The 21266-nt window shown below is 64.6% G+C and carries 15 protein-coding genes; 9 read left to right on the top strand and 6 right to left on the bottom strand.

Annotated features, from left to right (window positions below):
• Positions 1 to 46 precede the first annotated feature (46 nt).
• From sufC to A7E77_RS13120, 3 genes are all read right to left on the bottom strand, one after another.
• Positions 47 to 790, bottom strand: coding sequence for a Fe-S cluster assembly ATPase SufC (sufC, locus tag A7E77_RS13130; protein ID WP_063688540.1), 744 nt, complete (start codon positions 788 to 790; stop codon positions 47 to 49).
• Positions 791 to 1039: 249 nt separating this feature from the next.
• On the bottom strand, positions 1040 to 2515 hold the full coding sequence (sufB, locus tag A7E77_RS13125) for a Fe-S cluster assembly protein SufB (protein WP_063688537.1): 1476 nt from the start codon (positions 2513 to 2515) through the stop codon (positions 1040 to 1042).
• 3 nt (positions 2516 to 2518) lie between these two features.
• Positions 2519 to 2965, bottom strand: coding sequence for an SUF system Fe-S cluster assembly regulator (locus tag A7E77_RS13120; RefSeq protein ID WP_063688534.1), 447 nt, complete (start codon positions 2963 to 2965; stop codon positions 2519 to 2521).
• Between the two features lie 415 nt (positions 2966 to 3380).
• Here A7E77_RS13120 and A7E77_RS13115 point away from each other — a divergent pair, with 415 nt between their 5' ends.
• From A7E77_RS13115 to A7E77_RS13105, 3 genes are all read left to right on the top strand, one after another.
• Entirely contained in the window at positions 3381 to 4466 is a 1086-nt protein-coding gene (locus tag A7E77_RS13115) for a quinone-dependent dihydroorotate dehydrogenase (protein WP_226341745.1), read from the top strand.
• A 40-nt stretch (positions 4467 to 4506) separates the two neighbouring features.
• Complete coding sequence (ggt, locus tag A7E77_RS13110) at positions 4507 to 6270, top strand: gamma-glutamyltransferase (RefSeq protein WP_413243579.1); 1764 nt, start codon at positions 4507 to 4509, stop codon at positions 6268 to 6270.
• A 67-nt stretch (positions 6271 to 6337) separates the two neighbouring features.
• A complete protein-coding gene (locus A7E77_RS13105; protein ID WP_063688528.1) occupies positions 6338 to 8125 on the top strand; it encodes an AMP-dependent synthetase/ligase in 1788 nt (595 codons plus the stop codon).
• Positions 8126 to 8400: 275 nt separating this feature from the next.
• Here A7E77_RS13105 and A7E77_RS13100 read toward each other — a convergent pair whose 3' ends face one another.
• Both A7E77_RS13100 and A7E77_RS13095 read right to left on the bottom strand, forming a co-directional pair.
• A complete protein-coding gene (locus tag A7E77_RS13100) occupies positions 8401 to 8775 on the bottom strand; it encodes an endonuclease domain-containing protein (protein WP_063689957.1) in 375 nt (124 codons plus the stop codon).
• Positions 8776 to 8866: 91 nt separating this feature from the next.
• A complete protein-coding gene (locus A7E77_RS13095; RefSeq protein ID WP_063688525.1) occupies positions 8867 to 11740 on the bottom strand; it encodes a M16 family metallopeptidase in 2874 nt (957 codons plus the stop codon).
• Positions 11741 to 11922: 182 nt separating this feature from the next.
• On the opposite strand from A7E77_RS13095, the gene A7E77_RS13090 reads away from it, so the two are divergent.
• From A7E77_RS13090 to A7E77_RS13080, 3 genes are all read left to right on the top strand, one after another.
• Positions 11923 to 12624 carry an aspartyl/asparaginyl beta-hydroxylase domain-containing protein gene (locus tag A7E77_RS13090; protein ID WP_063688522.1) on the top strand — a complete coding sequence of 234 codons (702 nt, stop codon included), beginning with the start codon at positions 11923 to 11925 and terminating at the stop codon, positions 12622 to 12624.
• Positions 12625 to 12920: 296 nt separating this feature from the next.
• Complete coding sequence (gene katG / locus A7E77_RS13085; RefSeq protein ID WP_063688519.1) at positions 12921 to 15149, top strand: catalase/peroxidase HPI; 2229 nt, start codon at positions 12921 to 12923, stop codon at positions 15147 to 15149.
• Positions 15150 to 15408: 259 nt separating this feature from the next.
• Entirely contained in the window at positions 15409 to 16734 is a 1326-nt protein-coding gene (locus A7E77_RS13080) for a PQQ-dependent sugar dehydrogenase (RefSeq protein ID WP_043060156.1), read from the top strand.
• Between the two features lie 240 nt (positions 16735 to 16974).
• Here A7E77_RS13080 and A7E77_RS13075 read toward each other — a convergent pair whose 3' ends face one another.
• Positions 16975 to 17322, bottom strand: a complete 348-nt coding sequence (locus tag A7E77_RS13075; RefSeq protein ID WP_063688517.1) for a heavy metal-binding domain-containing protein — start codon at positions 17320 to 17322, stop codon at positions 16975 to 16977.
• Between the two features lie 178 nt (positions 17323 to 17500).
• Here A7E77_RS13075 and A7E77_RS18505 point away from each other — a divergent pair, with 178 nt between their 5' ends.
• From A7E77_RS18505 to A7E77_RS17760, 3 genes are all read left to right on the top strand, one after another.
• On the top strand, positions 17501 to 18178 hold the full coding sequence (locus tag A7E77_RS18505; RefSeq protein ID WP_063688511.1) for a methyl-accepting chemotaxis protein: 678 nt from the start codon (positions 17501 to 17503) through the stop codon (positions 18176 to 18178).
• 1152 nt (positions 18179 to 19330) lie between these two features.
• The gene (locus A7E77_RS17430) at positions 19331 to 20536 is read left to right on the top strand and encodes an AAA family ATPase (protein WP_078462297.1); all 1206 of its coding nucleotides are present in this window, start codon (positions 19331 to 19333) and stop codon (positions 20534 to 20536) included.
• Positions 20529 to 21071: a hypothetical protein gene (locus tag A7E77_RS17760; protein WP_151895484.1), complete on the top strand. Its 543-nt coding sequence runs from the start codon at positions 20529 to 20531 to the stop codon at positions 21069 to 21071. Before A7E77_RS17430 ends, A7E77_RS17760 begins: the two co-directional genes overlap by 8 nt.
• The last annotated feature ends 195 nt before the right edge of the window (positions 21072 to 21266 follow it).

Here is a 21266-nt window from a genome sequence, read left to right as displayed (position 1 = left end):
CGGTCCCCCTCCCCCGCTAAAGCGAGGGAGGACTTTTGGGAAAGCGTCACGCGACCACCCCCGCATAGCCTTCCTTCTCCAGCTCCAGCGCCAGCTCCGGCCCACCCGACCGGACGATGCGGCCGTCGGCGAGGACGTGGACATGGTCGGGCTGCACGTAATCGAGCAGGCGCTGATAGTGGGTGATCAGCAGCACCGCCTTGTCGGCCTTGCGCATGATGCGGTTGATGCCGTCGCCGACGATGCGCAGCGCGTCGATGTCGAGGCCCGAATCCGTCTCGTCGAGGATCGCGAACTTGGGGTCGACGATGCCCATCTGCACCATCTCGTTGCGCTTCTTCTCGCCGCCCGAGAAGCCGACGTTGACCGGGCGCTTGAGCATCTCGGCGTCCATTTCGAGGGACGCGGCCTGCGCGCGGGCGAGTTTCAGGAATTCGGCGCCCGACAGCGGCTTTTCGTCGCGCGTCGCGCGCTGGGCGTTCAATGCCTCGCGCAGGAACTGGACGTTGCTGACGCCGGGAATTTCGACCGGATACTGGAAACCGAGGAACACGCCGGCGGCGGCGCGTTCGTTGGGCTCGAGGTCGAGCAGGTCGATGCCGTCGAAGGTGATCGAGCCTTCGGTCACCTCGTAGCCGGGGCGACCGCCGAGCACGTAGCCCAGCGTCGACTTGCCCGCGCCGTTCGGACCCATGATCGCATGGATCTCGCCCGCGTTGACGGTGAGGCTGAGCCCCTTGAGGATCGGCTTGCCGTCGATCTCGGCGTGGAGGTTTTCAATTTTCAGCATTGTTAAAAGTCAGTTCCTAGAAACCCCGCGTTAGCCAGGACGATAAGTGCAAATACAATCGCAATTAACGACATCATTGCAAAACCGATGGCTAGCAGTCCCATGTTGAGCCAATATCGTCTGGGATTTTCGGCCTTCTTCACGCCAAATCCCCAAATGCCGTAGCGCCGCGCGGAATAGACGGGGCTAAGCCACGTATCAGAAATGTGGAAAACCCAACTCTAAGAGTTGTGACCAACCACAGATCGATCACCCCACACTCCCCTCGAGGCTGATACCGAGCAACTTCTGCGCTTCGACCGCAAACTCCATCGGCAGCTGTTGCAGCACTTCGCGGGCGAAGCCGTTGACGATCAGCGCGACCGCCGCTTCCTGATCCAGCCCGCGACTCATCGCGTAGAACATCTGGTCCTCGCTGATCTTCGACGTCGTCGCCTCATGCTCGATCTGTGCGCTCGGGTTCTTTACCTCGATATACGGCACGGTGTGTGCGCCGCACTGGTCGCCCAAGAGCAGGCTGTCGCACTGGGTGAAGTTGCGGACGTTCTCCGCGGTCGGCGCGACGCGGACCAAGCCGCGGTAAGTGTTGTCGGAGCGACCGGCGCTGATCCCCTTCGACACGATGGTCGATTTGGTGTTTCTGCCAAGGTGGATCATCTTGGTGCCGGTGTCGGCCTGCTGGCGATTGTTCGTCACCGCGACCGAGTAGAATTCACCGACCGAGCCGTCGCCTGCCAGCACGCAGGAGGGATATTTCCAGGTGATGGCGCTGCCGGTTTCGACCTGCGTCCACGACACCTTGCTGTTCTTGCCCTGGCAGAGCGCGCGCTTGGTGACGAAATTATAGATGCCGCCCTTGCCGTCCTCATCGCCCGGATACCAGTTCTGGACGGTCGAATATTTGATCTCGGCATCGTCCATCGCGACCAATTCGACAACCGCGGCGTGAAGCTGGTTCTCGTCGCGCATCGGCGCGGTACAGCCCTCCAGATACGAGACGTACGACCCCTTGTCGGCGACGATCAGCGTGCGTTCGAACTGGCCGGTGTTTTCGGCGTTGATGCGGAAATAGGTCGACAGCTCCATCGGGCAGCGTACGCCCTCGGGGATGTAGACGAAGGTACCGTCGCTGAAGACCGCGCTGTTGAGCGTCGCGAAGTAATTGTCGCGCTGCGGCACGACCTTGCCGAGCCACTTCTTCACCAGCTCGGGATATTCGCGGATCGCTTCGCTGATCGAGCGGAAGATGACGCCGGCGGCCTCCAGCTCCTTGCGGAACGTCGTCGCCACCGACACGCTGTCGAACACCGCATCCACCGCGACGCGGCGCTTGGGCTCGCTACCGTCCTCGACGCCGGCAAGCATTTTCTGCTCCTCCAGCGGAATGCCGAGCTTTTCGTAGACGCGCAGGATCTCGGGATCGACCTCGTCCAGCGAGCCGAGCTTCGGCTTCGCCTTGGGCTCGGCGTAATAATAGGCGTCCTGGTAATCGATCGGGGGGACGTTGAGCTTGGCCCAGTCCGGCGCCTCCAGCGTCTGCCACAGGCGGAAGGCCTTCAGGCGCCAGTCGAGCATCCATTCGGGCTCGTCCTTCTTGGCGCTGATGTAGCGGACGGTGTCTTCGCTCAGCCCCTTGGGCGCAAAGTCCTGTTCGATATCGGAGGTGAAGCCCCATTCGTAGGTCTTGGAGACGGCCGCATAGGCTTCGGCGTTCTTGGTGGCCATGGGTTACACCTGTACAGGAATGCGGGGCGCGGCGGCGGCGGCCGGCGCGCGGGAGAGATGGGCGAGGCTGACACCGGCGAGCGCACCGCGGACGGCTTCGTTGACGATGCTCCAGTGCGGGCGGACCTGGCACGCGCCTTCGATCGCGCAGTCGTGGCGACTGCCCTCGACGCAAGAGGTGAGCTGGATCGGGCCTTCCACCGCTTCGACGATGTCGGCGAGGCTGATCGCGGAGGGCGGGCGCGACAGGCGAAAGCCGCCGCCGGTGCCGCGCGTGCTTTCGATCAGGCCGGCGGAGGACAGGCGGCTGACCAGCTTCTGCGCGGTGGGCAGCGGCACGCCGGTTTCCTCTGCGAGCAGCGTCGCGTTGAGCCGGCCCGCGGCACCGCAATGGCGCGCGGCGGCGGACATCATCACGACCGCATAATCGGCGAGGCTGGAAAGGCGCATGGCTCCAAACTGCTTGTCGCGCGCCGGTTGTTGAGAACGGCTCGCAAATCGGATCAATTCGATCCGATTGCCAGATAGGGGTTTGTGTGGCGGGGTCAAGCGGGGTGTGGCGTTTGAGTTGCGGGCGGGTCGATATGGTGCGGAAGGGGCGCCCGCCCCCTTCGTCATTCCCGCGGAGGCGGGAATCCAGACGCGCAGGTCTTCGCTGGGGCCGCACCGGTAGCGGTTATGGATTCCCGCCTTCGCGGGAATGACGGATTTGGGTGGGTGGAGCGCCCTCCCTCCCCGTCATCCCGGCGGACGCCGGGATCCATGGACGCGGGGCGCTGGTGTTGGGCAGGAGCCGCGGAAGGCATCGTGTCCATGGATCCCGGCTTTCGCCGGGATGACGAAGGAGAGGATGAGGGACGGAGTGATGACGACGCGGAAGCGGACCGCTTTGACCTTCGCCCTCCCCAATGCGATGGGCGGCACCATGTATCAGACCCTGCGCCCGCTGCTGTTCACCCTCGACGCCGAGCGCGCGCATGGGTTGACGTTGAAGGCCTTGGCGGCGCGCGGAAAGCTGCCCGTCGCGGCTCCCACCTCAAACCCGCGACTCGCGACCCAGATCGGCGCTCTCCGCTTCCACAATCCGCTCGGCGTCGCGGCAGGCCTCGACAAGGATGGGGTGGCGGTCGACGGGCTGTTCGCGATGGGCTTTGGCGCGGTGGAGATGGGGACGCTGACCCCCCTGCCCCAGGCCGGCAACCCCAAACCGCGGCTGTTCCGACTGGTCGCGGATCGCGCGGTCATCAACCGGATGGGGTTCAACAATGGCGGACTGGAAGCGGGCCTCGCCAATGCGCGCGCCGCCAAGCGGCGCTCCGGCCGGCTCGGCATCAACGTCGGCGCCAACAAGGACGCGACCGATCGCATCGCCGATTACGTCACCGGCGTCACCGCGGCGGCCCCCCTCGCCGATTATGTCACGATCAACATTTCCTCGCCCAACACGCCGGGCCTGCGCGACCTGCAGCATGGCGCGGCGCTGGACGAGCTGCTCGCCGCCTGTACCAAGGCGCGGGGCAGCACGCCGCTGTTCCTGAAGGTCGCGCCCGATCTCGATGCGGCCGCGATCGACGGCATCGTCCGCGCGGCGATCGACCGGCGGATCGACGCGATCATCATGGGCAACACCACCGTGTCGCGCCCACCGCTGCGCAGCCCGCATGCCGGCGAAACCGGCGGCCTGTCCGGCGCGCCGCTTGCCACGCTCGCCCGCCAGCGCCTCGCCGATGTGCGCGCGGCGAGCGGCGGCGGCATCGCGCTGATCGCGGCGGGCGGTGTCTACAGCGGCGCGGAGGCCTATGCGCGCATCCGGGCAGGCGCATCGTTCGTGCAGCTCTATTCGGCGCTGGTCTTCGAGGGCCCCGGCCTCGCCCGCCGCATCCTGACCGATCTCGACGCATGCCTCGCCCGCGATGGCTTCGCCAGCGTCACGGATGCCGTAGGGGCGTAACGGCTTGCCCTGACGCGGCGAGGCGTTAGGTTTCGCCGCGATGACCAGACTTGCCCTGACGCTCGCCGTCCTATCACTGCCGCTGCCCGCCCTTGCGGCACCGGCGAAGACCCCGGCCGGACCCAGGGCGCCAAGCGCGACGGCACCCAGGCCGGAAGTACCCGGCATGGTGAGCGCCGCCGATCCGCGTGCCGCGGCGGCGGGCGTCGAGATGCTGAAGGCCGGCGGCAGCGCCACCGATGCGGCGATCGCCACGATGCTGGCGTTGAACGTCGTCGAGCCGCAAAGCTCCGGCCTGGGCGGTGGCAGCTTCTGGGTGCGCCACGCCGCGCGCACCGGCCAGATCGACACGATCGACGCGCGCGAAACCGCACCGCACGCCGCCACCCCGCGCTGGTTCTACACCGCCGACGGCACGCCGCTGTCGCATGCCGATGCGGTCCCCGGCGGCCGCAGCGTCGGCGTACCGGGCGCGCTGCGCGGCATGGCGCTGGCGCATCGCAACGGCGGCAAGCTGCCATGGGCGCGGCTGTTCGCACCCGCGATCCGGCTGGCCAAGCAGGGATTCCAGCCCTCGCCGCGATTCAACAATGCGGTCCGCTCGTTCGGCGGCGACCTGACGCCGCAGGGCAGCGCCACCTTCACGCCCGGCGCCGATGGCCTGATCCGCAATCCGGCGCAGGCGGCGCTGCTCGAACGGATCGCGAGGCTTGGCCCCGACAGCTTCTACGTCGGCCCGCAGGCGCAAAAGCTGGTCACGACGGTCAACGGCGCCGCGCGCAACCCGTCGCAGATGACCACCGGCGACATCGCCAGTTACGAAGCGAAGCCGCGCCCGAACCTGTGCGTGCCGTATCGCACTTACAAGATCTGCGGCATGGGCCCGCCCTCGTCGGGCGGGATCACCGTGCTGATGATCCTGAAGCAGCTGGAACGGTTCGACATGGGCAAGCTGGGTCCGGCCAGCCCGGTGGCCTGGCATCTGTTCGCCGAAAGCTCGCGCCTCGCCTATGCCGATCGCAACATGTACGTCGGCGATCCCGATTTCGTGCGCGTGCCGATCAAGGGCATGCTCGACCCCGCCTATATCGCGCAGCGGTCTGCGCTGATCTCGCCCAGCACGTCGATGGCTACGGTCAGTGCCGGTACGCCGCCGGGCGCGCCGCCGCGCACCGCCGCGCCGGTCAGCGAGGTGGCCGGTACGACCGACCTCGCCGTCGCCGATCGCGACGGCAACGTGGTCGAGGTGACCACCACGATCGAAGGGCCGTTCGGATCGGGGCTGATGGTCGACGGCACGATGCTGAACAACGAACTGACCGATTTCGACATCGTGCCCGTGGATGCAGGCTATCTGGTCGCCAACCGGGTCGAGGGCGGCAAGCGCCCGCGCAGCTCGATGGCGCCGACGATCGTCTATGACGCGCAGGGCAAGGTGCGCCTTGCGCTCGGTGCGGCGGGCGGATCGACGATCATCGCGCAGATCGCCAAGGCGCTGATCGGCGTGCTCGACTGGAATCTGTCGGCGGAGGACGCCATCCGCCTCGGCCTTGTCTACGCGCCCGGCCCCGTCGCGACGCTGGAAAAGGGCACGCCCGCCGAAGCGCTCCAGCCCGCGCTCGCCAAGCTCGGCGAACGGACGCAGATCGCGCCGCTGGGCCTCAAGGCCAATGCGATCGAATGGAAGGGCAACCGCTGGGTCGGGGCCGCCGATCCGCGCAGCGAGGGCGCCGCGATCGACGAAACGGGCCGCGTCACCAAACCGCTGCCCATGGCCCCCGTCGCCAATCGCCCCTCGGAATAAAAAGCGCGTCACGGACGTTACGGCAGGCGCGGGATCCACACGCGCCGCCGGCATGCAGGAGAGAGCCATGCGCACCCTCGAACACTTCCCCAACCTCGTCACCATGTTCTTCACGCGCGCGGCGGAAAAGGGTGACGCCCCCTTCCTGTGGGCGAAGCGCGACGGCCAATGGGTCGCCACGAGCTGGGCAGAGGCGGCGCGGCAGGTGTCGAGCCTTGCCGCGGGCCTGAAGGCGATCGGCATGAAGCGCGGCGACCGGGTGATGCTGGTCGCCGAGAACCGGCCGGAATGGTGCATCAGCGACCTTGCCATCATGGCCGCAGGCTGCGTCACCGTGCCGACTTATACGACCAACACCGAGCGCGACCACGCGCACATCATCGAAAATTCGGGCGCATGCGCGATCATCGTATCGACCGAAAAGCTCGCCCGGACGCTGATGCCCGCCGTGCTGCGATCGAACCAGGGGCAGACGGTGATCGGCATCGACCCGATGCGCGCGCCGTCGACCAGCATCGATTTCCACGACTGGCACCGGCTGATCGCGGATCATCCCGCCGATCCCGCTCGCGTCGCGGCGGAGGCGGATTTCCAGCGCAACGATCTGGCCTGCATCATCTACACCAGCGGCACCGGCGGCGCACCGCGCGGCGTCATGCAGCATCACGGTGCGCTGCTGCATAATGTGAACGGCTGCGCCGCGCTGATCTCCGAGGATTTCGGCTGGGACGACGAGGTGTTCCTGTCGTTCCTGCCGCTCTCGCACGCCTATGAGCATACCGGCGGGCAGCATTTCCCGATCGGCCTCGGCGGCCAGATCTATTATGCCGAGGGCCTCGACAAGCTCGCCGCCAATATCGAGGAAGTGCGCCCGACGATCATGTTCGTCGTGCCGCGTCTGTTCGAAGTGCTGCGCACGCGGATCAGCAAAGCCATCGAGAAGAAGGGCGGCATGTCCGCCTGGCTGCTCGACAAGGCGCTGGAGATCGGCGCGAAGCAGAGCGCGGGGCGGCTCTCGCTCACCGATCGGCCGACCAAGCTACTGGTCGACACGCTGTTCAAGCCCAAGATCGCCAAGCGCTTCGGCGGGCGGATGAAGGCGATGGTGTCGGGCGGCGCGCCGCTGACGCCGGAGGTCGGGCTGTTCTTCCAAAGCCTCGGCCTCACCTTCCTGCAGGGCTATGGCCAGACCGAGGCGGCGCCGGTGATCTCGTGCAACCGGCCGCGCGTGGGCGTGAAGGTCGACACGGTCGGCCCGCCGCTCGAGGCGACCGAGGTGGTGATCGCGCCTGACGGCGAGATCCTGGTGCGCGGCGAGCTGGTGATGCACGGCTATTGGCGCAACGAGGCGGAAACCGCGCGCGTGCTGCGCGACGGCTGGCTGCACACCGGCGACATCGGCGAGATCGACGCTGCGGGCCGGATCAAGATCACCGACCGCAAGAAAGACCTGATCATCAACGACAAGGGCGAAAACGTCGCGCCGCAGAAGGTCGAGGGCATGCTGACGCTGCAGCCCGAGATCGTCCAGGCGATGATCGCCGGCGACCGCCGCCCCTATATGGTGGCGGTGATCGTGCCCGACCCCGAATGGACGCAGGAATGGTGCGCGGCGAACGGCACCGCCTGCAAGGCGGCGCGCCTTGCTGAAAACAGCGAATATCGCACCGCGATCGGCCATGCCGTGGAACGCGTGAACAAGGACCTGTCCGTCACCGAGCGCATCCGCCGCTTCATCCTGGCGGACGAACCCTTCGCCATCGAAAACGAACAGCTGACCCCGAGCCTGAAGATCCGCCGCCACGTGATCCGCGGCGTGTACGGCGAGCGGTTGGACGCGTTGTACAAGGGGTGAGCGTCAAAGGGGGGAGCGAGGCTAATTCTCGGTCGCAGGCGCACCGCTGACCTCCCCCTCCGTCAGCTGCGCTGCCACCTCCCCCTGGCGGGGGAGGACTTAGCTGCAATTCCTCCCCCGCCAGGGGGAGGTGGCAGCGCAGCTGACGGAGGGGGAGGACAGGGTGAAGCTCGGCGGCCCCAAACGAAACCTCGCCACCGCAAAGGCCTCACGCCGCCGCCATGCTGCGACAGCCATTCCTCCCTCGCTTTAGCGGGGGAGGGGGACCGCCCGCGCTAGCGGGTGGTGGAGGGGGCGCTGCCGCGCGCACCCAGTTCTGCGATGATGAGCCGCATCACCGCGTCGAGATCGCGAAGGACGTCACTGGCGCCCAGCCTCAGAGTCGTGATGCCTTGCTCAGCTAGCCACGCATCGCGCCCGGCGTCGCGTTTGGGGCGATCTCCGCGGGCATGGGCTTCTCCATCGACTTCGATGACGAGACGGGCCTTGGCACAGTAAAAGTCGAGGACGTACGGGTCTGCGGGCACCTGCTTCCGGATCCGGAGTGGCAGTTTGCGAAGCTCTCGCCACAGCAGGATTTCGGGCAGCGTAAGGTTTCGTCTCAGCGCCTTTGCATCGGCGAGGTTCTTCTTGGAACCGCTGAGCTTCACCTTCCCCTCCCCCTCCGTCAGCTTCGCTGCCACCTCCCCCTGGCGGGGGAGGAATAGCTTACGACCCGTCGAGGCGCAGTTCGCCGCCCCCTCACTTTTTCCGCGGCAGCACCGCCAGCGTCCAGTCCTTCTCCGGCACCAGATATTTGGCCGCGGTCGCCTGCAACACCTGCGGCGTCACTTCGCCGAAGTCGCGGCCCAGGCGGCGGACCGCGTCGATGCGGCGTTCGTCGAAGGTGCCGCCCGACATTTCGCGCAGCCAGAACAGGCTGCTCGTCGCGGCGCGGGCGTAGCTTTGCTGCAGCGGGCCCTTCACGCGTTCGAGCTCGTCGGCGGTGACCGGCGTCTTGGCGAGGTCCGCGGCGATCTTGCGGGCGAGGCTGAAGAAGAGCGGTACGTTAGCGGGCGCGACCTGGCTCACCGCCATCAGGCGGCCGCCGCCGGGCAGGCCGCGGGGCCAGCTGCTCGCGACGCCGGGGCTGTAGCTCGCGCCCTCGGCCTGACGCATCTGCTCGAACAGGCGGTCGCTGAACACCTGCGCCAGCACGTCCAGCCGCCGCGCTTCGGCGATATCGGTCAGGCCCGCGCCCGTCGGCCAGGCGATGACTGCGCTCGCCTGATTGTCCGGGCCGTTGTGATAGCGCAGCACCGGGCTCGCGACATGCGCGGGGAAGCGCACCGGCGGCGGCGCGGTCGAGCTGTCCACCCGCGGCGGCAGTGCGCCGAAGCTCTTGGCCACCGCGGCGATCGCCTCGTCCGGATTGATCTGGCCGAACACGTCGACCTCGATCGGGCCACTGGCGAGCAGCGGTGCCCAGAACGCCTTGAACTGCTCCGGCGTCAGCGACGACACCGTCTTCGCACTCGGCGTGAGCCAGCGCTGGTCGCCATCGTGCAGCAGCCCTTCGAGGTCGCGCGACAGCACGCCGTCCGCCGACGAATCATAGCCGGGGATCGCGGTCAGCGCCGACGACTTAGCCCGCGCGACCGGTGCCGCATCCCAGCGCGGATAGGCGAGCTTCGCCGCCGCCAGCGTCAGTTCGTCGGCATAGTCCTTGGGACTGCTCAGCGTCGCGATCGAAAAGGCATCGTCGTCGATCCCGAAGTCGAGGCCGAGTTGCCGCCCCGCGGTCAGCTGGTCGAGGTCGTCCTGGCTGAGGGTGCCGATGCCGCTTTCCATCAGCGCAAGGTCGCCCGCCCAGGCAGGGCTCGGCTTGCTCGCGGGCAAGGCATTATAGCCGCGCCCGAAGCGCACGCGCACGAAGACGCGGCCGGTATCATCTGGATTGGCGAAGGTCAGCAGCCGTACGCCGTTCGAAAACACCACCTTTTCCGATGGCAGTCCTGCAATCTGCGTCCGCGACACGACCGTGCCCGGCTTGCCCAGCGCGGGCAGCTTGCTGAAATCGACCGCCGCCTGCGCCGCGCGCTTGATCGTCAGCGTCGACACGTCGGCCTTCAGCGCCGCCGCCAGCTTTTCCGCCGCGCCCTTTTCGGCGGTGCGCGTGTTGACCAGCGCGCGCGTCGCGACGCCGGCGAAGATCTTCTTCGTCGAGGCGAGCACGTCGGCGGGGTTGAACATGCCCTTCGCCTTGGCGTCGGTCAGGATCGCATAGCTGTTGGCGGGTGCGGTCACGGTTTCGCGGATGTCGAGCGCGCCGGCCATGTCGTCGGCCTGCTTGGCGCTCGCCTCGACCTGCGCGGTCTCCACGCCGTTGCGGATCGCGACTTCGTAATCGGCATATTCGCGGTCGATCTCGGCCTGCGTCGGCGGCGTCTTCTGCGCATCGGCGATCACCGCGCGCACGTCCTTCAGCGCCTGTTCCCACTGATCGCCCACGGGCAGGATCATGACCGTCGTCATGTTCGCCGAACGCGACCGGTCGTCGAGGTCGACGCCCGCCTGCACGAAGCTGGCGCCCGCGCGCGCACGCCTTTCAAGGCGGCGGCTGATCACCCGTGCCGCGATCGTGTCGACCATCCGCTTCTGGTTGAAGATCTTGGTGTCGTCATTGTACTGCCACGGCCGCACGACGCCCATCATGACGAGCGGCGGCAGGCCCGGTTCGACCATCACCGCAGAGGTCGGCTCGTTGGGCGACGGCTTGCCGAAATCGGGTGCGGGCGTCGCCGGTCCGTTGCCCTTCCAGCCGGCGAAATGCTGCGTCACCATCCGACCGAGCGTCGCCGGGTCCATGTCGCCCGAGATGATCACAACCGCGTTTTCAGGCCGATACCAGCGATCGTGGAACGCCTTGACGCTCGCGCCATTCGCCGCCTCCAGCGTCTGGAGCGTGCCGATCGGCGACCGTTCGGCGAGCGGCTGGCCGGCGAAGAACAATTTGCTCATCGCCTCCTGCAACTTCACCTGCGGCCCCGGCTGTTCGCGGCGCTCGGCCAGCACGATCGGCCGTTCGGCGGAGACCGCCGCATCGGTCAGCGTCGGCTGCTCCATCATGCCCGACAGGATCTTCAGGCTTTCATCGACCGTCTGTTCGGTCGCGGACGGCAGGTCGAGCTTGTAGAGCGTCTGCGTCGGCGTGGTCGAGGCGTTGCTGTCTGACCCGAAGGTCGCGCCGAACCGCTGCCACACCCGCTTCGCCTCGCCATCGGGCACATATTCCGACCCGCGGAACGAGAGGTGCTCGATGAAATGGGCGTAGCCGCGTTCGCTGTCCTTCTCGTTCAGCGAGCCTGCGTCGATACGCACGCGGATCGACACCTGACCCGGCGGCACGCCGTTCTTGCGCACCGCATAGCGCAGCCCGTTCGGCAGGGTGCCGAACACCCAGGCCGGATCGTGCGGCAGGTCGCTGCCCTTGTAGAGCCAGGCGGTCGGATCGACCTTGACCGCGGGGGTCGCCTGAGCCGCTACCGCGGAGCGGGGCGCCTTGACCTGGGCGATGCCGCCGGTGGCCAGAGCGAGGACGAGTACGGGCGCGAATGCGCGGGAAAGATACGCCATGGCCCCTGCTGTAGCGTGGCATGACGGGCGCCGCCAGCGAGGACACCGTCTGTGCCGACGCTCCATGTTTCGGTCATGATTTGGCCCCTGTATGCCGATACCCAAGCCCTACAGAACAATCAGGATAAGCGACGCCCGCGCCTCTTGGCCGCGGCGAACGCCAGGATGACGACGGCAGGGGCATGACGATCGCGACGACCAGGACGGCATCGGCAATGTGGCGGGATTCGGGCGCCCCGGCCCCGACTCCCCCGACGCAGCCACAGCCGCAGGGCCTGCTGCGTGGGCTCGACCTACCTGCTGGCCTGCGCCGCCGCATCGATCGCGTCATCGCCGCCTCGTCGCTGGTCGCCACCGATCCGGTGCTCGACATGCGCCAGTTCGCCTGGACCGCCTTGCTCCGCGATCACTGGCGCACGATCCGCGACGAAGCGATGAGCGCGCTGTCGGGCGACACCGCCCCCGCCGACCGCACCGTGACGCTGTGGAGCCGCGACGGCGACACCCCCGCCCCCTGCCCGCAGACGCATCGCATCGTCTCGACCATCCCCGGCCTCGACAGCGCCGCGCTCGCCATCCTGCCGCCGGGCGCGCATCATGCGATCCGGCGTGGCGCCACCAAGGGGCTGATCACCTGCCACCTCGGCCTCGTCGTGCCGCGCGACGGCGACGTCCGCATGCGTGTCGGCGACCGCGTCGTCCGCTGGTCAGAGGGCGAGACCTTGGTGTTCGACGACACCTACGACCATGAGGTGTGGAACGAGGCGAGCGGCACCCGCATCGTCCTGCGCATCCGCTTCGACCGCCCGCTGCGCAACCCCGGCAAATGGGTCGCCGACCGCGTCCGGCGCCTGCCGGGCTTGCGGGTGCCGGACGAGGCGTAACGCGCGATACTGCCGCCCCTACTCCCCCCACTACCGTCACCCCGGACGTGATCCGGGGTCCCGCTTTATTCGGCGGTGAAGAAGAAGAAGCGGGACCCCGGCTCGAGCCCGGGTGACGGGGTGACGGGGTGACGGAGTGACGATGGACGAGGGACCCACTGATCGCCCCACCCGATCACAGCCTTCGCGATTAAGCGTTATCCCGATCAGACGGACTGCGATATCCCTTGGCAACAGCATCGCTGCGGCGGCGTTCATGCCCGCAGCGGACGTAGCGTTTTGAGGGAGAGCAGGACATGGACGCAATCACCGAAGGCAGCCCACTCAGCGACCCGAACAAGAAGCCCGCCGCGCTGCGCAGCCTGCTGGGCCGTACCTCGCGCGACTGGTGGCCCGAGGCGCTGTCGGTCGACATCCTTCATCAGAAGGGCGTCAGCGGCAATCCGATGGGCGACGACTTCGACTATCGCTCTGAATTCCTGACGCTTGATTACGACCAGCTCAAGCGCGACCTTACCGCGCTGATGACCGACAGCCAGCCCTGGTGGCCGGCCGACTACGGTCACTACGGCCCCTTCTTCATCCGCATGGCTTGGCATTCCGCCGGCACCTATCGCACCGGCGACGGCCGCGGCGGCTCGTCGGCGGGCCAGCAGCGCTTTGCCCCGCTCAACTCGTGGCCAGATAACGGCAACCTCGACAAGGCGCGCCGCCTGCTGTGGCCGATCAAGCAGAAGTACGGCCGCAAGCTGAGCTGGGCGGACCTGTTCATCCTGGCGGGCAATGTCGCGATCGAATCGATGGGTGGCCCGACCTTCGGCTTCTCCGGCGGCCGCGAGGACGTCTTCGAACCCGAGAAGGACGTCTATTGGGGCACCGAGGAGGAGTGGCTCGGCCAAACCCGCATCGAGGAGCAGGAGGGCCGCGCGCTCGAAAATCCGCTCGCTGCGATCCAGATGGGCCTCATCTACGTCAATCCCGAAGGCCCCGGCGGCTGCCCGATGCCGCAGGGTTCGGCACGCGACATGCGTGAGACGTTCGCCCGCATGGGCATGAACGACGAGGAAACCGTCGCGCTCACCGCCGGTGGTCACACGTTCGGCAAGGCGCATGGCGCGGGCGATCCGAAGCTGGTCGGCGTCGAGCCGGAAGGCGCCGACATCGCCTCGCAGGGCCTTGGCTGGGCGTCGACTCACGAAAGCGGCATGGGCGATCACACGATCACTAGCGGCATCGAAGGCGCGTGGACGCCGACGCCGACGACGTGGGACATGAGCTATTTCGACATGCTCTTCGACCACGAATATGAGCTGACCAAGAGCCCCGCCGGTGCGCACCAGTGGCATCCCGTCGGCGATCCCGACGAGACGCTGGCGCCGGCCGCGCACACTGCGGGCAAGCGCGTGCCGACCATGATGACCACCGCCGACATGGCGCTGAAGGTCGATCCGTCGTACAATGCGATCTGCCAGAAATTCCGTGCGGACCCGGCCTATTTCGCCGACGTCTGGGCGCGCGCCTGGTACAAGCTGACGCACCGCGACATGGGGCCGAAGATCCGCCTGATCGGCCCGGAAGTGCCGCAGGAAGAGCTGATCTGGCAGGATCCGATCCCGGTCGCGGACTATCCGCAGATCGACGGCGGCGACGTCGCCGACCTCAAAACCGCGATCGCCAATGCCGGCCTGTCGATTGCCGAGCTGGTCACGACCGCCTGGGCGTCGGCATCGACGTGGCGCGGGTCGGATCATCGCGGCGGCGCCAATGGCGGCCGCATCCGCCTGGCGCCCCAGAAGGACTGGGAGGTCAACAATCCCGAACAGCTCTCCAAGGTGCTCGGCGTCTATGAGGGCATCAAGGCCGACTTCGACGGCAAGGGCGACAAGAAGGTCTCGATCGCCGACCTGATCGTGCTCGGCGGTTCGGTGGGAATCGAGGCGGCGGCCAAGGCCGCGGGCCACGCGATCGCGGTGCCCTTCGCGCCCGGCCGCACCGACGCTTCGGCCCAGCAGACCGACGCCGAAAGCTTCGACGTGCTGGAGCCGAAGGCCGACGCCTTCCGCAACTATCTGCAGGTCAAGTATAACGTGCCGACCGAGGAGCTGATGATCGATCGGGCGCAATTGCTCGGCCTGTCGGCGCCCGAGATGGCGGTTCTGGTCGCGGGCCTACGCGTTCTCGGCACCAACCATCCCAAGGCAGGTCAGCACGGCGTCTTCACCGATCGGCCGGGCCAGCTGACCAACGACTTCTTCGTGAACCTGCTCGACATGAGCACCGCGTGGAAGCAGGTCAGCGATGACAGCGACGAGGAATTCGTCGGCACCGATCGCCACACGCACGAACAGAAGTGGACCGCCTCGCGCACCGACCTGGTGTTCGGCTCCAATTCGCAGCTGCGGGCGATCGCCGAAGTCTATGCGTGCAGCGATGCCGCGCCGATGTTCGCCGATCACTTCGTGAAGGCGTGGACCAAGGTGATGAACGCCGACCGCTACGACCTGCTGGTCGGTTCGCCGGCCTGAGGCATATGGTTCGTCCCGGCCACCAGGAAGGAGCGACCCTTCCGGCCGGGATGACGGACCGCCGGTGCGATCCCCTCTCGCACCGGCGGTCTTTTTTCGTAGGTGTCTGAGATTTAGGCACGTCCTCGCCCCGTTCGTGCTGAGCCTGTCGAAGCACGGTGGCCGCGGGCGGCCGCCGCCCGTGTGGGAACACGCCCTTCGACAGGCAACGCGCCGCAGCCCCCTTCCCCGCCAGCCCCACTCCTCTTATCGTAGTGCCATGCTGAAGCACGTCCTGCGCGTCGCCGCGCTCATCGCTGTCATCGCCGTGGCGGTCGTCGTCTATCTCGCCTGGCCGGATACGGCGAAGCTGTCGGTGGATCAGGTCGCCGGCAAGCGCCCCGCCATCACCGAACCGCGCGACCAGACGCTGCCCACCGTCAAGGTCGCCGACGTCGTCGGCTGGCAGGGCAACGAAACGCCCACCCCCGCCGCCGGCCTGACGGTGAAGGCGTTCGCGCGCGGCCTCGAGCATCCGCGCTGGCTGTATCGCCTGCCCAACGGCGACGTGCTGGTCGCCGAAACCAATTCGCCGCCCCGCGAAGGTGGCGGCATCGAAGCCTGGGTGATGGGCCGCCTGCTCAACAAGGCGGGCGCGGGCGTACCCTCTGCCAACCGCATCACGCTGCTGCGCGACGCGAACGGCGATGGCGTTGCCGAGGAACGGCATGTCTTCATGACCGGGCTGAACTCTCCGACCGGCATGGCGCTGCTGAACGGCCAGCTCTACATTGCCAACACCGACGCGCTCGTCCGCGTGCCTTATGCCGACGGCGCGACGCAGATCACCGCCAAGCCCGAACTGGTCGTCAAATTGAACGGCGGCGGCAATCACTGGGCGCGCACCCTGATCGCGGCACCGGACGGCAAGACGCTGTTCGTCGGCGTCGGCTCGGCCTCGAACATCGCGGAAAAGGGGCTGGAGGCGGAGAAATTCCGCGCCAACATCCTGCAGGTCTATCCCGACCAGAAGACGTTCCGCATCTACGCATCCGGCCTGCGCAACCCGCAGGGTATGGCGATCAGCCCGTACAACCAGCAGCTGTGGACCGTCGTCAACGAACGCGACATGCTCGGCTCCGACCTCGCGCCCGATTACCTGACGCAGGTCGAGCTCGGCGACCAGTTCGGCTGGCCGTGGTTCTATTGGGGCGGCTATCCCGACAACCGCGTCGAGCCGCAGCGCCCGGACCTGCAGCAATATTCGAAGCGCCCCGATTACGCGCTCGGGCCGCACGTCGCCGCCCTCGGCCTCGCCTTCGCCAACGGCATGAAGCTCGGCGACCGCTACGCGCAGGGCGCGCTGATCGGCGAGCATGGCTCGTGGAACCGCAAGCCGGTGTCTGGCTATAAGGTCGTCTTCGTGCCCTTCGCGGCGCGCGGCTTCCCCGTCGATGGCGTCAAGCCGCAGGACGTGCTGACCGGCTTCCTCAACGCCGACGGGAAGGCGCGCGGCCGCCCGGTCGGCCTGGAATCCGATCGCACCGGCGCGCTGCTGGTCGCCGACGACGTCGGCAACACGATCTGGCGCGTCGCGGCGAAGTAAGGCTCACTCACCCCAAATCCCCGTCACCCCGGACTCGTTCCGGGGTCCACTCGTCAGCACGGGGACGGCCAGAGGCTCCAGCCGCGCCCTCCCAGCCTCATCCGCCCCTACGCACGCAGCGAAGCAATCCAGGGCGGCCTGGTCCGGCTCTGGATGGCTTCGCTACGCTCGCAACGACAGCCACGGTTCGCCCCACCATTAGCGCTGTCAAACAAACGCCGCGCCGAACCGTGCGCGCGCCTATTTCCCCGCGTCGGTAAACTTCACCGCCGTACCCGTGGCATTCGTCTTGCCCCAGCTGATCGCCGTCACGTGCGCCTCGCCATATTTGGCATTGATGACCGCATCCGCGCCCATCTTTTTCGCCCGCTCCCACAGCTCGCGATAGATTTTCGCTTCGGACGACGCCTTGCTGAACACCGTCGCCTTGCGCACCCCGGCCTTCACCTCGCCGATCACCTGATAGGGCCGATCCGTGATGTCGCCGGCAAAGACGGGCACCCCCGCCTCCGGATTGACGAACGGCGCCTTCGCCTCCTGCGCAGCGGCGACCCCAGCACACCCCAACAGCGCGGCGCACAGCGCCATACGGACAATCGTCATGAAACCCCTCCTGCTTCACCGCACGCCTGATCCCGCGCGGCCGCCCGAATGTGCCCAAGGTCGCGCCGCGAATCCAGCGCCACCGGATCGCCCCGATGCACGTCGCCCACCGGCAAAAATCGTTCTCGCGATACCGCTCCCAATTACCTACAGATCGGACGATATGGCTCCGCTCGATTCCGCTCCTGCCCATCCGTCTCAACCGGACGCCAGCGTGACGCCCACCGGCGATGCCGCGGAGCAGCTCGCGACCGTCATGGCGCATATGCGCCACGGCATGGTCGTGTACGGCGCCGACGAGCGTATCCGCCTCATCAATCCTCAGGTCAGCGCGATCTTCGGTCTGGAGCCGGCCAATCTGCCCGTCGGCACGATGCTGGGCGACTATCTTGCGCAGATCGGCCGGGCCGTCGGCTGGTCGAGCGATCGCGTCGCCCGCGTGCTCGACAACCACCGTATCTGGCTCAAGCGGGGCGAGCGCCAGACGCTGGACCACCATTTCGACGATGGGCAGGTTTTCGAAATCATCTTCACGCCCGGATGTGGGGGCGGCGCGGTGCTGACCTATGTCGACGTCACCTACGAACGCTCGATGCAGCGCGTCGTCGATGAGCGCGCCGCCCTGACGCGCCGCGCGCACGCAATGCTCGCCACGGTGACGAAGATTGCCGCCGACACTCGCGTCCTCGCCTTCAACGCTCGGATCGAAGCCGCTCGTCTCGGCGACCATGGCCGCGGCTTTGCCGTCCTCGCCGATGAAGTGCGCGAATTGTCGCGCCAGACATCCGACGTCCTGCTCGAAATCGCCCAGGTCAACGAAGCCTCGCTCAACCTCGCCTAGGCTCGGGCATGGACGCGACAGCCCACGTCCTGCTACGATCGTAACAGTCGCTCGGGGCGCAAGACTATCGGGACAATTTGATTAGGCTTGTCAGCCTCTTCGGAACGGATGGTGGAGCCGAGGGGGATCGACTACCCAACACCTTAATCCGCCAAAAACAGTGACTTAGCAACAACCAACTGGTCCCTGTGGACTACCCGCTTGTAGCAGAAATCAAGCGTGAAGCAATCTTGCTAACACTCCCTTCCGCTTGCCGAGGCGCATCCTTAAATCGGCGTTATGCCTGATGACTTTAATGCCGCCGCAAAAGCGATGCGGAAGGACCACGGGCGTGACGCCCTGCAAAGGATCGAGCAACGGATTGCAGATAACCGCCGTGGCGGCGATCCTGAAATCATCGACTATTGCCTAGAGGTAAGGCGAGCATACCTTGCGCTTTACCGACTGTAGAGGCTGTCACAGCAGACTCCGTCTCCGCCACCTATGCCGCCAAGCCGTTGTTTCTAGGCACTTTTTGGCGGCACGCCGCTTGCTGCCCAACAGATCGCCCAACAACCGCTTTTCCTTTGCCTTAGCGCCGCTGTCCAAGGATACTGCCGCTAAAGGGAGAGCAATATGGCGGCGGCTGATATCACCCAAGCCGGTGTCTTGAAGGCGACGGTCCAATATGACCGGATCGGGGAATAGGCATTTTCCGACAAATACGGCTTTCGGACTGCAACCAATTAGCGGATCGTGAAGGACGGTATGGCCTCGATGCCGCTTGACAGGTTCATCAACCCATAACGGATCAGTCTCGGGGCGGTTGTGGCCAGGTCAATGATCACCAAATCGATGTACAACCTCCCCCCCACGGCACTGGCGAGGAGAGTAAGCGAGCTTCCGCATCGCCACCTTGTGAGCGAATGACCTGACCAACAAGGTCGTTATCGGATTAAACATCACAGATTTATACCACATTCCGGCGAACCCCTTTCGCCGCTCGTTTTTTATGAACCCCCGGCTGCGTTGGGCAAACCAGCGGCAACGAAAAACCGTCAAGTTTCGGCTTGAAATCCCTTGGAGCGCGCTCCAAACCGCATAACCTAACGTTTTTTTGACGACCAAGCGCTATTAGCGAACCCAGCGCTTTGACAGAACGGCACTTATTATATGATAACAAAGTTGGAAATTGAGAACTTTTATTCCATCAAGAATAAGCATGTTCTAGATTTCACCGTTCCGGCAACCACGCCGCAGAGCGATAAATATCGATTTGCCATTGATGGCTATAAAGCAAGAACACCTACAGTTCTTGCAATATTCGGAGCAAATGCATCTGGAAAAACATCTGTATTACGGGCAGCCTCGTTCATACGGCATTTCGTAATTCAGTCGTTTGATACTTATAAGCCGGATCAAATGATAGGTATACAGGCATTTGCCTGTCATGGGCACTACACGGCCCCTTCTACTATCGCTATGGAATTTACCACGTCCGAAGGTTTTGAGATTTTCGGAAATTCCGCTGCTAGATATGAAGTCTCTATAAGCTCGGAGCGCGGGAAAAGCGTTGTCGAGCATGAGGCACTTTTAACGATTGACGCCAGCGGTAATGCGCGACGCATTTTTTCGCGGACATTTCGGAACGGTGAATCCAAAATTACGACTGCTAAAGATTTCGGTTTGGCAGCGTCCGACCCACGCCGTAATGTTCGTGATAACGTCAGCCTATTGTCGTCACTGGTGCAATTTAATCATGGCCCATCCGTAAAGATAATAGAGGCTTTCAGGCAGTCGTTCTTCTACAATATTGATATTGGCAAGGTTCAGAATACGGAAGCTAACGTAACAAAATTCCTTGAAGGAAGCCCTGCTTTTCTTAAATTACTTAATAGTGTGATACGACGAATCGATCTTGGGATTACAAAAGTCGAAATAAGAAACGACGGCGATGGCATTCTTATTCCAGTATTTTATCATTCCGGACTGGATTATCCTCGGACATTTCATTTCGAATCCCAAGGAACACAAAGTTTTTATTTGAATTTTATGGATATATTCGCCGCACTAACGATGGGCGGCGTTGCAATAATGGACGAACTTGATGCCGATCTTCATCCCAATTTAATGGCGGAAGTGATAGAGTGGTTTCATAGCGAGGTTGAGAATCCACTGGGCGCTCAATTATTCTTAACTTGTCATAACGCCTCCATCATATCAGACTTAGATAAAGAAGAAGTATGGCTCGCCGAAAAGAACGACTTTGGCGAGACGACCGTAAGAGGGATTAAGGATTTCCGGGGGATACGGCGAGACGCTAATCTTTATAGTAAGTATATGGCAGGCGAGTTTGGAGGAGTCCCTCGTTTTGGCTAAAAATATACCAACGCGACGGCGTATTTTTGTTGGCTGCGAAGGCGCAAGCGAAAGATCGTATGTCAGATGGTTACAAGGATTAGCTGACCAGCGGCAGAAACACCTCTTCTTCGATCCATACGATTTGGGTGGGGGGGATCCCTTATCTATAGTGCAGAATGGGGAAAAGAAATTAAAGGAACAGGAGAGAAAAAAAGGGAAATATGCTCTAAAGGCAATTTTACTAGATAGTGATAGAATTGGTGTTGACGCAGGCCGTGACGACTTGATGCACCAAATAATAGGACGTGTTGGATTTGCGCTATTGATCCAGTACGAAATACACGAAGCCCTACTGCTTCGCCATTTCCAAGGCTGCCATAAATTGCGGCCGAAGAAAAGTCGGACAGAGGCTCGCCTGCTAAAAGAGTGGCCGAATTACGAAAAGCCTGCGGATGCTATTAGCCTACGGCAAAAAATTGATTTTGACGGACTTCTTCGAATGCTATCGGTCGAGGATAGCTTTAGTACGTTTCTTGGACCATTGTTAATATAGGTTTCCCGTCCGTCCAGACTAGCGCTTCGAAGACAAGTGCTCTGTCTATCAATAAAGCTATCTTGTTGTTCAGTCAGGTATGGGGTGAAACGGCTTGTAGTGGCGACCTGCTTTACTGGCCGTTAGGATCGTCCTGCCCCACGGTTTGCCGTTGACTTGGCACATAGGCGACCCCGTACTGAAATCGGTCGTATT

The organism is Sphingomonas sp. NIC1 (assembly GCF_001638925.1).
Classification (GTDB): Bacteria; Pseudomonadota; Alphaproteobacteria; order Sphingomonadales; family Sphingomonadaceae; genus Sphingomonas; species Sphingomonas aquatilis.
Note: the sequence above shows the minus strand (reverse complement) of the source record. Positions and strands in the feature narration are given on the sequence as shown.